Source organism: Mycobacterium sp. NGS69 (genome assembly GCF_059812165.1).
This window is the reverse complement of the sequence record NZ_JCALCD010000001.1, coordinates 373,325-387,750: the sequence shown is the minus strand read 5'-3', so window position 1 is coordinate 387,750 and position 14,426 is coordinate 373,325. Positions and strand designations below refer to the sequence as shown.

Below are 14,426 nucleotides of genomic sequence, written 5' to 3'. Positions count from 1 at the left end.
GCCCCGTCCCGCTCGGCGGCCAGGGTCCTTAGTCCACGGCTGACGGTTCTTCGACCAGCGCCGTCGCGGCCTTCAAGTGGGCGATCGCGTCGCGCACGATCGAATCGATCAGCTCGGCGCACGACGGCAAGTCGTCCAGGATGCCGGCCACCTGGCCGGACGCCAGCACGCCGGCCTCGGTGTTGCCCTCGACCAGCCCGGCCTTGAGCAGCATCGGGGTGTTCGCCGCCATCACGACCTGCGACCAGGTCAGCTCCTTGCCGTGGCGCATCGCGAGGCCGTCGCGGATCATCGAGGCCCAGGTCATCTGCGACATGTTCTTGAACTTCGCGGCGTTACGCACCGCCGCCGTCAAACCCCTTACCGGCGAGCCGCTTTCCAGCTTCTCGACCAGCCCGGTCCGCAGCACCCGATGCGGCATGCCGTCGACTCGCGTGGTGACGACCGTGCCGTCCAGCGCCGCCTCGAGGTAGCGCCGTTTGACCGCCTCGGGCACGGTGGAATCCGAGGTGAGCAAGAACCTGGTGCCCATCGCCACGCCGGCGGCGCCGTAGGACAACGCCGCCGCGAGCCCGCGCCCGTCGAAGAATCCGCCCGCCGCGATCACCGGGATCCCGGTGCCCTGCACGGCGTCCAGCACGGACGGCAGCAGCAGCGTGGTCGCGACGGGCCCGGTGTGCCCGCCACCCTCGCCACCCTGCACGATCATCGCGTCGGCGCCCCACCCCGCGACCTTGCGCGCGTGTTTGGCCGCGCCGATCGACGGGATGACCACCGCCCCAGCGTCTTTGAGCCGGGCGATCAGCTCCTGCTTGGGCGCCAACGCGAAGGACGCCACCTTGACGCCCTCGCGGATCATCAGCTCGACGCGGTCGCCGGCGTCGGCCGCGTCGGCGCGGATATTAACGCCGAACGGTTTGTCGGTCGCGGCCTTGACCTTGCCGATGGCGGTCGCCAACTCGTCGAGGGTCATGGTCGCCGAAGCCAGGATGCCCAGTCCGCCCGCGTTGGCCGTGGCGGAAACCAGCCGGGCGCCGGCCACCCAGCCCATCCCGGTTTGCACCACCGGGTGCTCGACGCCGACCAGCTCGGTCAGCGGGGTGCGCAGCCTCATCACCGTATCTCTTTGTCGCGCAGTGCCTTAGGATCGATGACCTCGCGGATCAACCGCAGCTCGTCGTCGGTCGGTAGCCGGGACTCTTCAGCCTCGTCGAGGCCGTCCACCTCGAACGAGGTGTTCTCCCGGACGTCGTGGGGCGTTACACCGGGATGCAGGGACACCGCCCGCATGGTGTGGCCCGGCCCGTTGAAGTCGAACACCCCGAGGTTGGACACCACCCGATACGGGTTGGCGAACCGGAAAGCCGGGTTGTCGGCGTCGATCTTGTCCCAGCCGATGCCGCAGACCACGTCGACCGCCTCGCAGAACACTCGCTTCGAGTGATTGCCGACCCAGTAGCTGGTCGCGTGGTTGATGGCGTTGCCGGGCGCGCCTCGCAGGCCGAACATCTGCCGGGTCGGGTGCTGCAGCGGTCCGAAGGCCGAGATGTTCTGATTGCCAAAGCGATCCACCTGATTGGCGCCCATCACCACGTGCCGGCGGCCCCAGGCCAGCGTCTCGAACACCCGGCCGAACGGCATCCAGCCCTCGACGGCGCCCATCTTGCCCAGCGCCGGGGTGTCGGCCAGCAGTTGTGCCTCGCCGTCGGTCAGCAGGATGTCCGGGGAGAACGTGAGCCGGGCCAGGCGCGCGCCGACGGAAGCCATGTTCGTCATCGGGCTGATCATGATTTCGCCCGCGTCCCTGAACAACTCGGCGCAGGCGACCGCGCAAACCTCCGCTCGGCTGCTCATTTCGCGGCCTCCTCTCCGAATGCGCGCACGGCGGCCTGGTAGTCGTCCTCGCTACCCGACAGATAGGTCTGGACGAACTTCTGCCAGCCCTCGTCGGTGGAGGCCGCCTCGGCGTAGTGGCGTTGGAACTTCTCGTCGCGCCCGTAATCCGGCGCGGCGGTGGTGAAGTGGGCTCCGCCCGGCGCCTCGACGACCGCGTCGACCATCATCCGGTTCACCAGCAGCGCCTGCGGCGGGACGGCCTTGACCAGCTCGTCGGTCGACACGACGCGCTCCACCGACAGGTAGCGGTTTTCGGCCGCCATCAGGAAGAGGTCGTCGAAGTAGGGGTCGATGCCGCTGTACGCCGCATTGCCTTGGCAGTCACCGAGATTCAGGTGTGCGAAGGCGGCGTCCAGGCGCAGCGCCGGCATCGCGAGCAACGTCTCGTGCCCGCCGCCGGGCGCCGGATAGGGGCTGGTGACCGTTTGCATCTCGCCCTCCCAGAAGTCGGGAACCGAACTGCCCAGCCCCGCGCGGATCGGCAGGAACGGCAGGCGCTGAGCCGCCGCCTGCAACCCGCAGCGCAGCATGCCCTCGTCCATCTCGCGCGCTTCGATGGCGCCGCTGGTGCGGGCCTTGGCGAACCACGGGTCGTAGAACGGCGCGGAGTCCAGCGACACAAACCCGTAGTAGACGCGCTTGACCTTGCCCGCCGAACACAACAGGCCGAGGTCGGGTCCGCCGTAGGTGACCACGGTCAGGTCCGTGACGTCGGTCCGCAGCATCGCCCGCACGAAGGCCATCGGTTTGCGCCGCGAGCCCCAGCCGCCGATGCCGATCGTCATGCCGCTGCGCAGTTCGGAAACGGCCTCGTCCAGTGTTGTTCGTTTGTCGCTCACGCGTTCTTGCCCTTCTTCGTACCGGCAAACGCATCGCGGTGCTCGTCGGCCACCCCGGCGAGGTTGAGCTCGAACGTAAACCCTTGTTCCATGCGGTAACTCGAGTTGACCCGTTGCACGTCGATGAGGTTGAGCGCCTCCTTGGCCGCACGAATGACGCGCGTGTCCTTGGCGGCGATGTCGCGGGCGACCCGCAACGCGGCCTCGTCCAACTGATCCCGCGGCACCACCTCGTGCACCGAGCCGAAGTGATGCAGGGTGGCGGCGTCGACGGTGGCGGCGGTGAAGAACAGTCGCCGCATCAGGTGCTGTGGCACCAGTCGCGACAGGTGCGTCGCCGCGCCGAGCGCACCGCGTTCGACCTCCGGCAGCCCGAACGTGGCGTCGTCGGAGGCCACGATGACGTCGGAGTTACCCACCAGACCGATCCCGCCGCCCACGCAGAATCCGTTCACTGCCGCGATCACCGGCACGGCGCATTCGTAGACCGCGCGGAAGGCGGCGAAGCAGCCGCGGTTGGCGTCGATCAGCGCGGTGAATCCCTCGGTGCGCTGCATCTCCTTGATGTCCACACCCGCGTTGAAGCCGCGGCCCTCGGCCCGCAGGATCACCGCGTGGGTCTCGGGATTGGCGCCGGCGGCCGTGATGGCGTCGGCCAGTTCGAACCACCCGCGCGACGGGATGGCGTTGACGGGCGGGTAATCGACGGTGACCGCGACGATGCCCGGTTCGATTTCTTTGGATGTGATCGTCATGGCACTTCCTGCTGGGGTCAGTTACCTAAGCAAGCACTTGCTTGGTACGCTAGCACAGTGACTCCCGCCGAAGCAGGCTCGCCCCTTTCGGAAGGCATCAACCTGGGGTTGGCCGGGCGGGTGGTTCTGGTCACCGGCGGCGTGCGCGGCGTCGGCGCCGGCATCAGCTCCGTTTTCGCCAAGCAGGGCGCGACCGTGATCACCTGCGCGCGCCGGCCCGTGGAGGGCCTGCCCTACGAGTTCCACTCGTGCGACGTGCGCGACGAGGAGGCCGTCCGGTCGCTGATCGACTCCATCGTCGACCAACACGGCAGGCTCGACGTCGTCGTCAACAACGCCGGCGGGTCGCCCTACGTGCTGACCGCGGAGTCCAGCGCGAAGTTCAACCGGAAGATCATCGAGCTCAATCTCATTGGTGCGCTGTTGGTTTCGCAGTACTCCAACGACAAGATGCAGGCCCAGCCGGGCGGCGGGTCGATCGTCAACATCTGCAGCCTGTCCGGCCGACGGCCGTCGCCCGGCACCGGCGCGTACGGCGCGGCCAAGGCCGGTCTGGAGAGCCTCACGCAGACGCTGGCGGTGGAATGGGGACCCAAGGTGCGGGTGAACGCCTGCGTGGTCGGGATGGTCGAGACCGAGCAGGCCGACCTGTTCTACGGCGATGCCGAGTCCATCGCCGCCATTTCCAAGAACGTCCCGCTGGGCCGGCTGGCCAAGCCGGACGATGTCGGTTGGGCCGCAGCGTTTTTGGCCTCCGACGCGGCGTCCTACATCAGCGGCGCCTCGTTGGAGGTGCATGGCGGCGGCGAACCGCCGCACTATCTGGCCACTACCAACGCGAGCGCAGTCAAGTAGAGGAGACAAACGGATATGGGACTGGTTGACGGACGTGTCGTCATCGTCACCGGGGCGGGCGGGGGTATCGGCCGCGCGCATGCGCTCGCCTTCGCGGCCGAGGGCGCTCGTGTGGTGGTCAACGACATCGGGGTGGGCCTGGACGGATCGCCCGCGGGCGGCGGCAGCGCCGCGCAGGGCGTGGTCGACGAGATCATCGCGGCTGGCGGAGAAGCGGTCGCCGACGGGGCCAACATCGCCGACTGGAATCAGGCGGCGGGCCTGATCCAGAAAGCCGTCGAAACCTTCGGCGGTTTGGACGTTTTGGTGAACAACGCCGGCATCGTGCGCGACAGGATGATGGCCAACACCAGCGAGGAAGAGTTCGACGCCGTCATCGCCGTGCACCTCAAGGGGCACTTCGCCACCATGCGGCACGCCGCGTCGTATTGGCGGGGGCTGTCCAAGGAGGGCAAGAGCGTCGACGCGCGGATCATCAACACCAGTTCCGGTGCGGGCCTGCAGGGCAGCGTCGGGCAGGGCAACTACAGCGCGGCCAAGGCGGGCATCGCGGCGATGACGCTCGTCGGCGCCGCCGAAATGGGGCGGTACGGCGTGACCGTCAATGCCATCGCCCCGTCGGCGCGCACCCGCATGACCGAGACCGTCTTCGCCGAGATGATGTCCACGCAGGACCAGGATTTCGACGCCATGGCGCCGGAGAACGTCTCCCCGCTGGTCGTCTGGCTGGGCAGCGCCGAATCCCGCGACGTCACCGGCAAGGTGTTCGAGGTCGAGGGCGGCAAGATCCGCGTCGCCGAGGGCTGGGCGCACGGCCCGCAGATCGACAAGGGCGCCCGATGGGATCCGGCCGAGCTCGGGCCTGTCGTCGCCGACCTGCTCGCCAAGGCGCGCCCGCCGGTCCCGGTCTACGGGGCCTAGCGCGGTTCGCCCGCGCCGAACGTGAAGCCATGGCGAGATTTTCGCGGTGGTTTTGTCGCCCTGGCTTCACGCTCGGCGAAGCGGGGCGCCGCGCGGCTTACGGGTCGCAGATGACGATCGGGATGGTCCGGTCGGTCCAGGACTGGTAGTCGTCGTAGGACGGGTACATGTCCACCAACTGCGGCCAGTAGTGGGCGCGCTCCTCGTCGGTGGCGTCCCGCGCGGTCAGGTCGAGCACCTCTTTCTTGATTTGCACCTGCACCTTGGGATTGGCCTTGAGGTTCAGGTACCACATCGGGTTCTTCGCGGCACCACCCTTGGACGCCGCGACGATCACCCGGTCGCCGTCGCGAAGGAAGTACAGCGGGCTGATGCGGGGCTCGCCGGTCTTGCGGCCGGTGGTCGTCAGCAGGGCGACGGGAATGTTCTGGAACTTGCCGCCGAAGCCTTCGCCGCCGTTGCGGCGGTAGAAGAACGTGTTGAGGCGTGACATCCACTTGATGAAGAAGTCGGCGTAGGGCGTGTCGTGAAACCGTGGCGGTGATTTCGGCATACCAGTGATCCTAGAGCTGCTTCAGCGCTGAATGAACGGACGCAACTTGGCCCTGATGTGATGGATCAGCCCGTCCTGTTCCGGTATCACGAACGTTTCGTCGACCCGCGACCCGACCCGCCGCCCGGCCAACGAGACCTTGGTCAGCACGTCGTACATCGCGCGCACTTCGTCGCCGGACACGGTGTACTCCGGCTGGGTCGTCGCCGCGATGATGCGGTACTGCGGTCCGCGATTTAGGCTGCGCCGCAGGTGATTTCCGGAAAAACCCGACTTGAGGCCTACCTCGATGCGGGTGCAGCCATCCGCGAAGGGGACGGCCTCGGCGTCGTGGGTGACCAGGGCGTCGATGTACGCCTGGGCCGCCGCGACGCGGTCGGCCTCGGAGACACCCACTAGATGCGCTCGATGATGGTTCCGGTTGACAGGGCGCCGCCCGCGCACATGGTGATGAGCGCGGTCGTCTGGTCGGTGCGCTCGAGCTCGTGCAGCGCGGTGGTGATCAGCCGGCTGCCGGTGCTGCCCACCGGGTGGCCGAGCGCGATCGCCCCGCCGTTGACGTTGACCTTGGCCATGTCGGGCTCGTGGACGCGCGCCCAGGACAGCACCACCGACGCGAAGGCCTCGTTGATCTCGGTGATGTCGATGTCGCCCATCTTCATCCCGGCCTTCTCCAGCACCTTCGCCGTCGACTGCACCGGGCCGTCGAGGTGGTAGTAGGGCTCGGCGCCGACGAGGGCCTGGCTGACGATCCGGGCCCGCGGCCGCAGCCCGAGCGCCTTGGCCTTGTCCTCGTCCATCCACAACACCGCCGCGGCGCCGTCGGAGATCTGCGACGACGTGCCCGCCGTGTGGATAGCACCCTCGATGACCGGCTTGAGCTGGCTCAGGCCCTCCAGAGTGGTGTCACGCAGGCCCTGGTCGCGGCCCACCATGTGGCGCTCGCTGGTGGGCTGCTTCTGCTCGTCGAGCACCGGCGCCTCGATCGGCGAGATTTCCCGGTCGAACCGGCCCTCGTCCCACGCCCGCTTGGCGCGCAGCTGGGACTGGAAGCCCCAGGCGTCGATGTCCTCGCGGGTGATGCCGCGGCGCTTGGCGATCCGCTCGGCGGCGGTGAACTGGTCGGGCAGGTCGATGTCCCACGAGGCCGGCCGCAGGATGCTGCGGTCGGGGCCGGCGTTGGCGCCGAGCCCGACGCGGCTCATGGCCTCGATGCCGCACGCGATGCCGATGTCGATGGCGCCCGCCGCGATCAGGCCGGCGACCAGGCCGTTGGCCTGCTGGCTGCTGCCGCACTGGCAGTCCACGGTCGCGGCCCCGACGTGCTCCGGCAGGCCGGCGACGAGCCAGCTCACGCGGGTGATGTTGTTGGACTGCTCGCCGAACTGCGTCACGCAGCCGCCGATGACCTGTTCCACATCACCGGCGTCGATGCCGGCCTTCTCCACCAGCGCCTTTTGCACCGCGCCCAGCAGCTCGGTGGCGTGCAGTCCTGAAAGCCATCCATTGCGCTTGCCGATCGGGCTGCGAGTGGCTTCAACGATTACCGGGTTACCCATGGGGCCAGGCTAGAACACGTTTCATTAGTATGACAAGCGACGATGCGTCGGCGCCTTTTTTCTACGGTGGAGGCATGTTTTACTGGCAACAGAGCTCCACTAGGGAAGCTAGTGTCCTGGGATCGCCAGTCACTGGCCAGTCGCCAGACCAGCATAGGGACCAGCAGTTAAAGGAGAAGTAGCGTGCCCAGCCCCAACCTTCCGCCCGGGTTCGATTTCACCGACCCCGACATCTACGCGGAGCGGATTCCGGTCGAAGAGTTTGCCGAGGTCCGCGCGACTGCGCCGATCTGGTGGAACGAGCAAGCGCCGGGCCACGGCGGCGGCTTCAACGACGGCGGCTTCTGGGCGATCACCAAGCTCAACGACGTCAAGGAGATCTCCCGGCGCAGCGACGTGTTCTCCAGCTACGAGAACTGCGTGATCCCCCGGTTCAACGACGACATCGCGCGTGAGGACATCGAGCTGCAGCGGTTCGTCATGCTCAACATGGACGCGCCGCACCACACCCGGCTGCGCAAGATCATTTCCCGCGGTTTCACCCCGCGGGCCGTCGGGCGCCTGGAGGACGAGCTGCGCGAGCGCGCCCAGAAGATCGCCCGGGACGCGGCGGCCGCCGGCTCCGGCGACTTCGTCGAGCAGGTGTCCTGCGAACTCCCGCTGCAGGCGATCGCGGGCTTGCTCGGGGTGCCGCAGGAGGACCGCGAAAAGCTGTTCCGCTGGTCGAACGAGATGACCGGAAACGACGATCCCGAGTATGCCGACATCGATCCCAAGACGTCGTCGTTCGAGGTGCTCAACTACGCGATGCAGATGGCCGCCATCAAGGCCGAAAAGCCCGGCGAGGACATCGTCACCACGCTGATCAACGCCGACATTGACGGGGAAAAGCTCTCCGACGACGAGTTCGGCTTCTTCGTGATGATGCTCGCCGTGGCCGGCAACGAGACCACCCGCAACTCCATCACGCAGGGGATGATGGCGTTCGCCGAATTCCCCGACCAGTGGGAGCTGTTCAAGAAGGAGCGCCCGGAGACCGCCGCCGACGAGATCGTCCGCTGGGCCACCCCCGTCACGTGTTTCCAGCGGACCGCTCTGGAGGATTACGAACTCTCCGGCGTGCAGATCAAGAAGGGTCAACGGGTCGTGCTGTTCTATCGGTCGGCCAACTTCGACGAGGAAATCTTCGACGACCCGTACACCTTCAACGTCCTTCGGGATCCCAACCCGCACGTCGGTTTCGGCGGCACCGGCGCGCACTACTGCATTGGCGCGAACCTGGCCAAACTGACGATCAACCTGATCTTCAACGCCGTGGCCGATCACATGCCCGACCTCAAGCCGATCTCGGAGCCGGAGCGGCTGCGCTCGGGTTGGCTCAACGGCATCAAGCGTTGGCAGGTGGACTACACCGGTAAGTGCCCGGTGAACCACTGATGGACTTCGACCTCACCGCCGAGCAGCAAGCCGTCGCCGACGTGGCGACGTCGGTGCTGGACCGGGATCTGTCGTGGGAGGCGCTCGTCAGCGGCGGCCTGACGGCGCTGCCGGTTCCCGAACGCCTCGGCGGCGACGGGGTGGGCCTGCCCGAGGTCGCCACGGTGCTGACGGAAGTCGGCCGCCACGGCGCGATTACGCCGGCGTTGGCCACGCTCGGCTTCGGGGTGGTGTCGCTGCTGGACCTGGCGTCCGAGGAACAACAGGACCGTTTCCTGGCCGGGGTCGCCAAGGGCGGGGTGCTGACCGCGGCGCTCAACGAGCCGGGCACGGCGCTGCCCGACCGGCCGGGCGTCACGTTCGCGAACGGCCGGGTGTCGGGCGTCAAGATCGGTGTGGCCTACGCCGAGCAAGCGGATTGGATGATCGTGACCACCGACAGCGCCGTCGTGGTCGTGTCGCCCAAGGCCGACGGTGTGCGGCTGGAGCGCACGCCGACCTCGAACGGTTCGGACGAGTACACGGTCACGTTCGACGGTGTGGCGGTTGGTGATTCGGACGTGTTGGCGGGCGCTTCGGCGCACCGGGTCAACCAGCTGGCATTGGCGGCGACGGGCGCGTACGCCGACGGGCTGGTCGCCGGGGCGCTGCGATTGACCGCCGACTACGTGGCCAACCGCAAGCAGTTCGGCAAGCCGCTGTCCACCTTCCAGACCGTCGCCGCGCAGCTCGCGGAGGTCTACATCGCTTCGCGCACCATCGATCTGGCCGCCAAGTCGGTGGTGTGGCGGCTGTCCGAGGGCCGGGACGCCGACAGCGACCTCGACGTCCTCGGATACTGGGTTACGTCGCAGGCGCCGCCGGTGATGCAGACCTGCCATCACCTGCACGGCGGGATGGGCATGGACATCACCTATCCGATGCACCGGTACTACTCCACGATCAAAGACTTGGCCCGGCTGCTGGGCGGTTCTTCTCATCGTCTCGACCTGGTGGGAGCGCAATGTTCATAGACCTGACTCCGGAGCAGCGTCAGCTGCAAGCGGAACTACGGGAATACTTTTCGAACCTGATCTCGTCCGACGAGATGAAGGCGATGGAGCAGGACCGCCACAACGAGGCCTACCGTGCGGTGATCCGGAGGATGGGCCAGGACCGCAAGCTCGGCGTCGGTTGGCCAAAGGAGTTCGGCGGCTTGGGTTTCGGCCCGATCGAGCAGTCGATCTTCGTCAACGAGGCGCATCGGGCCGACGTGCCACTGCCCGCGGTGACGTTGCAGACGGTCGGTCCGGTGTTGCAGCAGTTCGGCAGTGAGGCGCAGAAGAAGAAGTTCCTGCCCGCCATCCTGGCCGGCGAGGTGCACTTCGCGATCGGCTACACCGAACCCGAGGCGGGTACCGACCTGGCGTCGTTGCGGACCACCGCGGTGCGCCACGGCGACGAGTACATCGTCAACGGCCAGAAGATCTTCACCACCGGGGCGCACGACGCCGACTACATCTGGCTGGCCTGCCGCACGGACCCGGAAGCCATGAAGCACAAAGGCATCTCGATCCTGATCGTCGACACCAAGGATCCCGGCTACTCCTGGACGCCGATCATCCTGTCCGACGGCGCCCATCACACCAACGCCACCTACTACAACGACGTGCGGGTGCCCACCGACATGCTGGTGGGCGAGGAGAACGGCGGCTGGCGGCTGATCACCACCCAGCTCAACAACGAACGGGTCATGCTCGGCCCGGCGGGCCGCACCGCCGGCATCTACGACCGGCTGCACGCCTGGGCGTCCAAGCCGGGCGGCGACGGCGTCACTCCGATCGATCACGAGGACGTCAAGCGGGCGCTCGGCGAGATCTACGCAATGTGGCGGATCAACGAGCTGCTGAACTGGCAGGTCGCGGCCGCGGGCGAGGACATCAACGTGGCCGACGCCGCGTCGACGAAAGTGTTTGGCACCGAGCGCATTCAGTACATCGGCCGGCTTGCCGAGGAGATCGTCGGAAAGTACGGCAACCCGGCGGAACCGGACACCGCCGAGCTGCTGCGCTGGCTGGATTCGCAGACCAAGCGCAACCTGGTGATCACCTTCGGTGGAGGCGTGAACGAAGTGATGCGAGAGATGATCGCGGCGGCGGGCCTCAAGGTGCCGAGGGTGCCTCGATGACGGATATCGCTGAAGCGGTCGCGGAGATCACCGCCACCGTCGTCGCCGCGCCGCGCGCGGGCCGGGATCCGGTGAATCAGCCGATCATCAACAACTGGGTCGAGGCCCTCGGTGACCGCAACCCGATCTATGTGGACGAGGATGCCGCCAAGGCCGCGGGTCATCCCGGGATTGTGGCCCCGCCGGCCATGATCCAGGTGTGGACGATGTTCGGGCAGGGCGGTGAACGCCCCACCGACGATCCGATGGGCCCGATGATGAAGCTGTTCGACGACGCGGGCTATATCGGGGTGGTCGCCACCAACTGTGAGCAGACCTATCACCGTTATCTGCGTCCCGGTGAGCAGGTCACCATCCATTCCGAAATGCGCGACGTGGTCGGCCCCAAGCAGACCGGCCTCGGTGAGGGTTACTTCATCAACCAGCACATCACCTGGCGGGTCGGTGACGAAGACGTGGCCGAGATGGCTTGGCGAATCTTGAAGTTCAAGCCCCGCGAATCCGCGCCGTCCTCGGTGCCCGAGGACCTCGATCCCGATACCATGATGCGTCCGGCGTCGTCGCGGGATACCGCCTTCTTCTGGGAGGGCGTCAAAGCGCACGAGTTGCGGCTTCAGCGCCGGCCCGACGGCAGCCTGCAGCATCCGCCGGTGCCGGCGGTGTGGCAGGACAAGGCCCAACCCATCGACTACGTCGTGGCCAGCGGCCGTGGCACGTTGTACAGCTACGTCGTGCACCATGCGCCGAAGGTGCCGGGACGTACGCTGCCTTTCGTGATCGCGCTTGTCGAGCTGGAAGAGGGCGTTCGTATGCTCGGCGAGCTGCGCGGCGTCGACCATGCCGAGATAAAGATCGGAATGCCGGTTCGCGCAACCTATATCGACTTCCCGGCCGGTGACTCCGGCCCGGAGTGGAGCCTCTACGCGTGGGAGTCCTTGGGAGATCAAGCATGAGCGCGCCTGTTGTTGAAGTGGGCACCAAGTTGCCCGAGCTCAAGCTGTACGGCGACCCCACCTTCATCATCTCGACGGCCCTGGCCACCAGGGATTTCCAGGACGTGCACCACGACCGGGACCTGGCGCAGGCCAAGGGCTCCAAGGACATCTTCGTCAACATCCTGACCGACACCGGGCTGGTGCAGCGTTACGTCACCGACTGGGCCGGGCCGTCGGCGCTGATCAAGTCGATCGGGCTGCGGCTCGGGGTGCCGTGGTATGCCTACGACACCGTCACCTTCTCCGGCGAGGTGACCGCCATCGACGACGGCCTGATCACGCTGAAGGTGTTCGGCCGCAACAGCCTTGGCGATCACGTCATCGCGAACGTGACGCTGACGATCGGGGGTGCCTGATGTTGTCGGGTAAGGCCGCCATCGTCGGCATCGGCGCCACCGACTTTTCCAAGGACTCCGGTCGCAGCGAGCTGCGTCTGGCCGCCGAGGCTGTCCTGGATGCGTTGGACGACGCCGGCCTTTCACCGTCGGACGTCGACGGGCTGACCACGTTCACGATGGACACCAACAACGAGACCGCGGTGGCACGCGCCACCGGCATCGGTGACCTGAAGTTCTTCGCCCAGACGGGCTACGGCGGCGGCGCCGCCTGCGGCACCATCCTGCATGCGGCGATGGCCGTTGCGACCGGGGTGGCCGACGTCGTGGTCGCGTACCGCGCGTTCAACGAACGCTCGGGTATGCGGTTCGGTCAGGTCCAGACCCGGTTGGTGGGAAATGCCGGCGTGCAGGCCGATTCGACCGCGGCCGACAACGCTTTTTCGTATCCGCACGGGCTGTCGACGCCGGCGGCGCAGGTCGCCATGATCGCGCAGCGCTACATGCACTGGTCCGGCGCGACCAGCCGGGACTTCGGCGCCATCTCGGTGGCCGACCGCAAGCACGCGGCCAAGAACCCGAAGGCGTACTTCTACGAGAAGCCGATAACCATTGAGGACCACCAGAATTCGCGGTGGATCGCCGAGCCGCTGCGGCTGCTGGACTGCTGCCAGGAGACCGACGGCGCGGTCGCGATCGTGGTGACCTCCCCGGAGCGGGCAAAGGATCTCAAGCAGCGGCCGGCGATCATCGAGGCGGCGGCGCAGGGTTCCAGCCCCGACCAGTACACGATGGTCAGCTACTACCGCGACGAGATAGGCCTGCCCGAGATGGGGCTGGTCGGTCAGCAGATGTGGCAGCAATCCGGTCTCAAGCCGACCGACATTCAGACCGCCATCCTGTACGACCACTTCACGCCCTTCACCCTGATTCAGTTGGAGGAGTTGGGTTTCTGCGGTCGCGGCGAGGCGAAGGACTTCATCGCCAACGGCGCGGTCGAGCTGGGCGGGCGGCTGCCCATCAACACGCACGGTGGCCAGCTCGGCGAGGCCTACATCCACGGCATGAACGGCATCGCCGAAGGTGTGCGGCAATTGCGCGGCACCTCGGTGAACCCGGTGCCCGACGTCGAGCACGTGCTCGTCACCGCGGGGACGGGTGTGCCCACGTCGGGCCTGATCCTCGGCTAGCTTTGCCGCGTTCACGCCGAGCGTCGCGCTAGCGCAGCTGTCGGCGTCGAGAGCCACGCTAGCGCGACGCTCGACGGGCCAACGCGGCTCGAACTCTGCGTACGACGTCCGCAGGCCGGTCGCCAGCGACCACCCGCACGACAATCCACCCACGACGTTCGAGCATTTCCAACCGCCGGATATCCCAGGTGTACTGCCGCCGATCATTGCGATGTTGCTCGCCGTCATACTCAACTGCGACTTTGAGGTCCTCCCAACCCATGTCGAGGTAGGCGAGTATCTCGCCGAAGTCGTCTTGGACCGCGATCTGGGTTTGCGGCCTGGGCAGGCCGGCGCGTATTAAGACCAGCCGAAGCCACGTCTCCTTGGGCGACTGGGCTCCGGGGTCTGCAAGACGGATCGCGGTCCTGGCCATGTGGACCCCTCGCCGGCCGTGGTAGCGGTCCATCAGGGTCTCGACCTCGGCCGTCTTCAAATCTGTCGCCCGAAGCAGGTCGTCGATCGCCGCGACCGACTCGGTGACCGAGTACCAGCAGCCCAAATCAAGTGCCGTCCGAGCCGGCGTTGTCACCGGGATGCCGTGAATAAGCGCGACCTCACCGTCGTCGATGTGGTCACCCCGGACGATCAGGTTTGGCATCGCACTCCGGTTGTTGTGAAGGATCTCAAGCGGCGCATTGACGTTTACCCATTCGGAGCCGTGCAGTGCGGCTGCCGACAGTCCGGCAACGATGCCGCGGCGTCGCGACCAGAGCCATCCCGCGCGGGCGCGAACGAGTGGAGTCAGCTCGGTACCAGGAGTGACATAGACGTCGCGGAACAACTTCGTATATCGAGTCCGCAGCGCACTTTTGACGATGTGCCCATGCGCTACCGCCTCGCTGCCGATGAACGGCTCCGCCATGACGGCAGCGTTCCACGTGT

Annotated in this window: 16 protein-coding genes; 8 read left to right on the top strand and 8 right to left on the bottom strand. The window is 67.0% G+C overall.

Going from position 1 to position 14,426, the window contains the following annotated elements; all coding sequences use genetic code 11:
• Positions 1-28: 28 nt before the first annotated feature.
• From ipdC to echA20, 4 genes are read right to left on the bottom strand one after another with little or no spacing between them, the layout of a single operon-like run.
• A complete protein-coding gene (gene ipdC / locus AC5Y2S_RS02060; protein ID WP_499903800.1) occupies positions 29-1,114 on the bottom strand; it encodes a (3aS,4S,5R,7aS)-5-hydroxy-7a-methyl-1-oxo-octahydro-1H-indene-4-carboxyl-CoA dehydrogenase in 1,086 nt (361 codons plus the stop codon).
• Positions 1,114-1,854, bottom strand: a complete 741-nt coding sequence (gene ipdB, locus AC5Y2S_RS02055) for a cholesterol ring-cleaving hydrolase subunit IpdB (RefSeq protein ID WP_499953473.1) — start codon at positions 1,852-1,854, stop codon at positions 1,114-1,116. Before ipdB ends, ipdC begins: the two co-directional genes overlap by 1 nt.
• Positions 1,851-2,735 carry a cholesterol ring-cleaving hydrolase subunit IpdA gene (gene ipdA, locus AC5Y2S_RS02050; protein WP_499953471.1) on the bottom strand — a complete coding sequence of 295 codons (885 nt, stop codon included), beginning with the start codon at positions 2,733-2,735 and terminating at the stop codon, positions 1,851-1,853. Before ipdA ends, ipdB begins: the two co-directional genes overlap by 4 nt.
• Positions 2,732-3,490, bottom strand: a complete 759-nt coding sequence (echA20, locus tag AC5Y2S_RS02045; protein ID WP_499953470.1) for a (7aS)-7a-methyl-1,5-dioxo-2,3,5,6,7,7a-hexahydro-1H-indene-carboxyl-CoA hydrolase — start codon at positions 3,488-3,490, stop codon at positions 2,732-2,734. The genes ipdA and echA20 overlap by 4 nt, the downstream gene beginning before the upstream one ends.
• Before the next feature lie 96 nt (positions 3,491-3,586).
• Here echA20 and AC5Y2S_RS02040 point away from each other — a divergent pair, with 96 nt between their 5' ends.
• Positions 3,587-4,345, top strand: coding sequence for an SDR family oxidoreductase (locus tag AC5Y2S_RS02040; RefSeq protein WP_499954324.1), 759 nt, complete (start codon positions 3,587-3,589; stop codon positions 4,343-4,345).
• 15 nt (positions 4,346-4,360) lie between these two features.
• Positions 4,361-5,266: an SDR family oxidoreductase gene (locus tag AC5Y2S_RS02035; RefSeq protein ID WP_499953468.1), complete on the top strand. Its 906-nt coding sequence runs from the start codon at positions 4,361-4,363 to the stop codon at positions 5,264-5,266.
• A gap of 97 nt (positions 5,267-5,363) precedes the next feature.
• Here AC5Y2S_RS02035 and AC5Y2S_RS02030 read toward each other — a convergent pair whose 3' ends face one another.
• Genes AC5Y2S_RS02030 through AC5Y2S_RS02020 form a run of 3 tightly spaced genes read right to left on the bottom strand, consistent with a single transcriptional unit; the run spans position 5,364 to position 7,378 of the window.
• Positions 5,364-5,819, bottom strand: a complete 456-nt coding sequence (locus AC5Y2S_RS02030; protein WP_499903794.1) for a nitroreductase family deazaflavin-dependent oxidoreductase — start codon at positions 5,817-5,819, stop codon at positions 5,364-5,366.
• A 21-nt stretch (positions 5,820-5,840) separates the two neighbouring features.
• A complete protein-coding gene (locus AC5Y2S_RS02025) occupies positions 5,841-6,215 on the bottom strand; it encodes a DUF8021 domain-containing protein (RefSeq protein ID WP_499953466.1) in 375 nt (124 codons plus the stop codon).
• Complete coding sequence (locus tag AC5Y2S_RS02020) at positions 6,215-7,378, bottom strand: steroid 3-ketoacyl-CoA thiolase (RefSeq protein WP_499953464.1); 1,164 nt, start codon at positions 7,376-7,378, stop codon at positions 6,215-6,217. Before AC5Y2S_RS02020 ends, AC5Y2S_RS02025 begins: the two co-directional genes overlap by 1 nt.
• A gap of 183 nt (positions 7,379-7,561) precedes the next feature.
• Here AC5Y2S_RS02020 and AC5Y2S_RS02015 point away from each other — a divergent pair, with 183 nt between their 5' ends.
• The 6 genes from AC5Y2S_RS02015 to ltp2 are packed head-to-tail and all read left to right on the top strand — an operon-like array spanning position 7,562 to position 13,502.
• The gene (locus tag AC5Y2S_RS02015; protein ID WP_499953462.1) at positions 7,562-8,815 is read left to right on the top strand and encodes a cytochrome P450; all 1,254 of its coding nucleotides are present in this window, start codon (positions 7,562-7,564) and stop codon (positions 8,813-8,815) included.
• A complete protein-coding gene (locus AC5Y2S_RS02010) occupies positions 8,815-9,828 on the top strand; it encodes an acyl-CoA dehydrogenase family protein (RefSeq protein WP_499954322.1) in 1,014 nt (337 codons plus the stop codon). Before AC5Y2S_RS02015 ends, AC5Y2S_RS02010 begins: the two co-directional genes overlap by 1 nt.
• Positions 9,819-10,982 carry an acyl-CoA dehydrogenase FadE29 gene (gene fadE29, locus AC5Y2S_RS02005; protein ID WP_499953460.1) on the top strand — a complete coding sequence of 388 codons (1,164 nt, stop codon included), beginning with the start codon at positions 9,819-9,821 and terminating at the stop codon, positions 10,980-10,982. Before AC5Y2S_RS02010 ends, fadE29 begins: the two co-directional genes overlap by 10 nt.
• Positions 10,979-11,935 carry a bifunctional MaoC family dehydratase N-terminal/OB-fold nucleic acid binding domain-containing protein gene (locus AC5Y2S_RS02000; protein ID WP_499953458.1) on the top strand — a complete coding sequence of 319 codons (957 nt, stop codon included), beginning with the start codon at positions 10,979-10,981 and terminating at the stop codon, positions 11,933-11,935. Before fadE29 ends, AC5Y2S_RS02000 begins: the two co-directional genes overlap by 4 nt.
• Positions 11,932-12,333 (top strand): MaoC family dehydratase, encoded by a 402-nt coding sequence (locus AC5Y2S_RS01995; RefSeq protein ID WP_499903788.1) that lies wholly within the window; start codon positions 11,932-11,934, stop codon positions 12,331-12,333. The genes AC5Y2S_RS02000 and AC5Y2S_RS01995 overlap by 4 nt, the downstream gene beginning before the upstream one ends.
• Positions 12,333-13,502, top strand: coding sequence for a 17-hydroxy-3-oxo-4-pregnene-20-carboxyl-CoA lyase (gene ltp2 / locus AC5Y2S_RS01990; protein ID WP_499903787.1), 1,170 nt, complete (start codon positions 12,333-12,335; stop codon positions 13,500-13,502). Before AC5Y2S_RS01995 ends, ltp2 begins: the two co-directional genes overlap by 1 nt.
• 58 nt (positions 13,503-13,560) lie before the next feature.
• Here ltp2 and AC5Y2S_RS01985 read toward each other — a convergent pair whose 3' ends face one another.
• Positions 13,561-14,406 (bottom strand): type IV toxin-antitoxin system AbiEi family antitoxin, encoded by an 846-nt coding sequence (locus AC5Y2S_RS01985; protein ID WP_499953457.1) that lies wholly within the window; start codon positions 14,404-14,406, stop codon positions 13,561-13,563.
• Positions 14,407-14,426 lie beyond the last annotated feature (20 nt).

Excerpts from the sequence above, each read along its gene's own strand:
- ipdC (WP_499903800.1), bottom strand. The coding sequence starts at position 1,114 with ATGAGGCTGCGCACCCCGCTGACCGAGCTGGTCGGCGTCGAGCACCCG.
- ipdB (WP_499953473.1), bottom strand. The coding sequence starts at position 1,854 with ATGAGCAGCCGAGCGGAGGTTTGCGCGGTCGCCTGCGCCGAGTTGTTC.
- echA20 (WP_499953470.1), bottom strand. The coding sequence starts at position 3,490 with ATGACGATCACATCCAAAGAAATCGAACCGGGCATCGTCGCGGTCACC.
- AC5Y2S_RS02035 (WP_499953468.1), top strand. The coding sequence starts at position 4,361 with ATGGGACTGGTTGACGGACGTGTCGTCATCGTCACCGGGGCGGGCGGG.
- AC5Y2S_RS02030 (WP_499903794.1), bottom strand. The coding sequence starts at position 5,819 with ATGCCGAAATCACCGCCACGGTTTCACGACACGCCCTACGCCGACTTC.
- AC5Y2S_RS02020 (WP_499953464.1), bottom strand. The coding sequence starts at position 7,378 with ATGGGTAACCCGGTAATCGTTGAAGCCACTCGCAGCCCGATCGGCAAG.
- AC5Y2S_RS02010 (WP_499954322.1), top strand. The coding sequence starts at position 8,815 with ATGGACTTCGACCTCACCGCCGAGCAGCAAGCCGTCGCCGACGTGGCG.
- fadE29 (WP_499953460.1), top strand. The coding sequence starts at position 9,819 with ATGTTCATAGACCTGACTCCGGAGCAGCGTCAGCTGCAAGCGGAACTA.
- AC5Y2S_RS02000 (WP_499953458.1), top strand. The coding sequence starts at position 10,979 with ATGACGGATATCGCTGAAGCGGTCGCGGAGATCACCGCCACCGTCGTC.
- AC5Y2S_RS01995 (WP_499903788.1), top strand. The coding sequence starts at position 11,932 with ATGAGCGCGCCTGTTGTTGAAGTGGGCACCAAGTTGCCCGAGCTCAAG.
- ltp2 (WP_499903787.1), top strand. The coding sequence starts at position 12,333 with ATGTTGTCGGGTAAGGCCGCCATCGTCGGCATCGGCGCCACCGACTTT.
- AC5Y2S_RS01985 (WP_499953457.1), bottom strand. The coding sequence starts at position 14,406 with ATGGCGGAGCCGTTCATCGGCAGCGAGGCGGTAGCGCATGGGCACATC.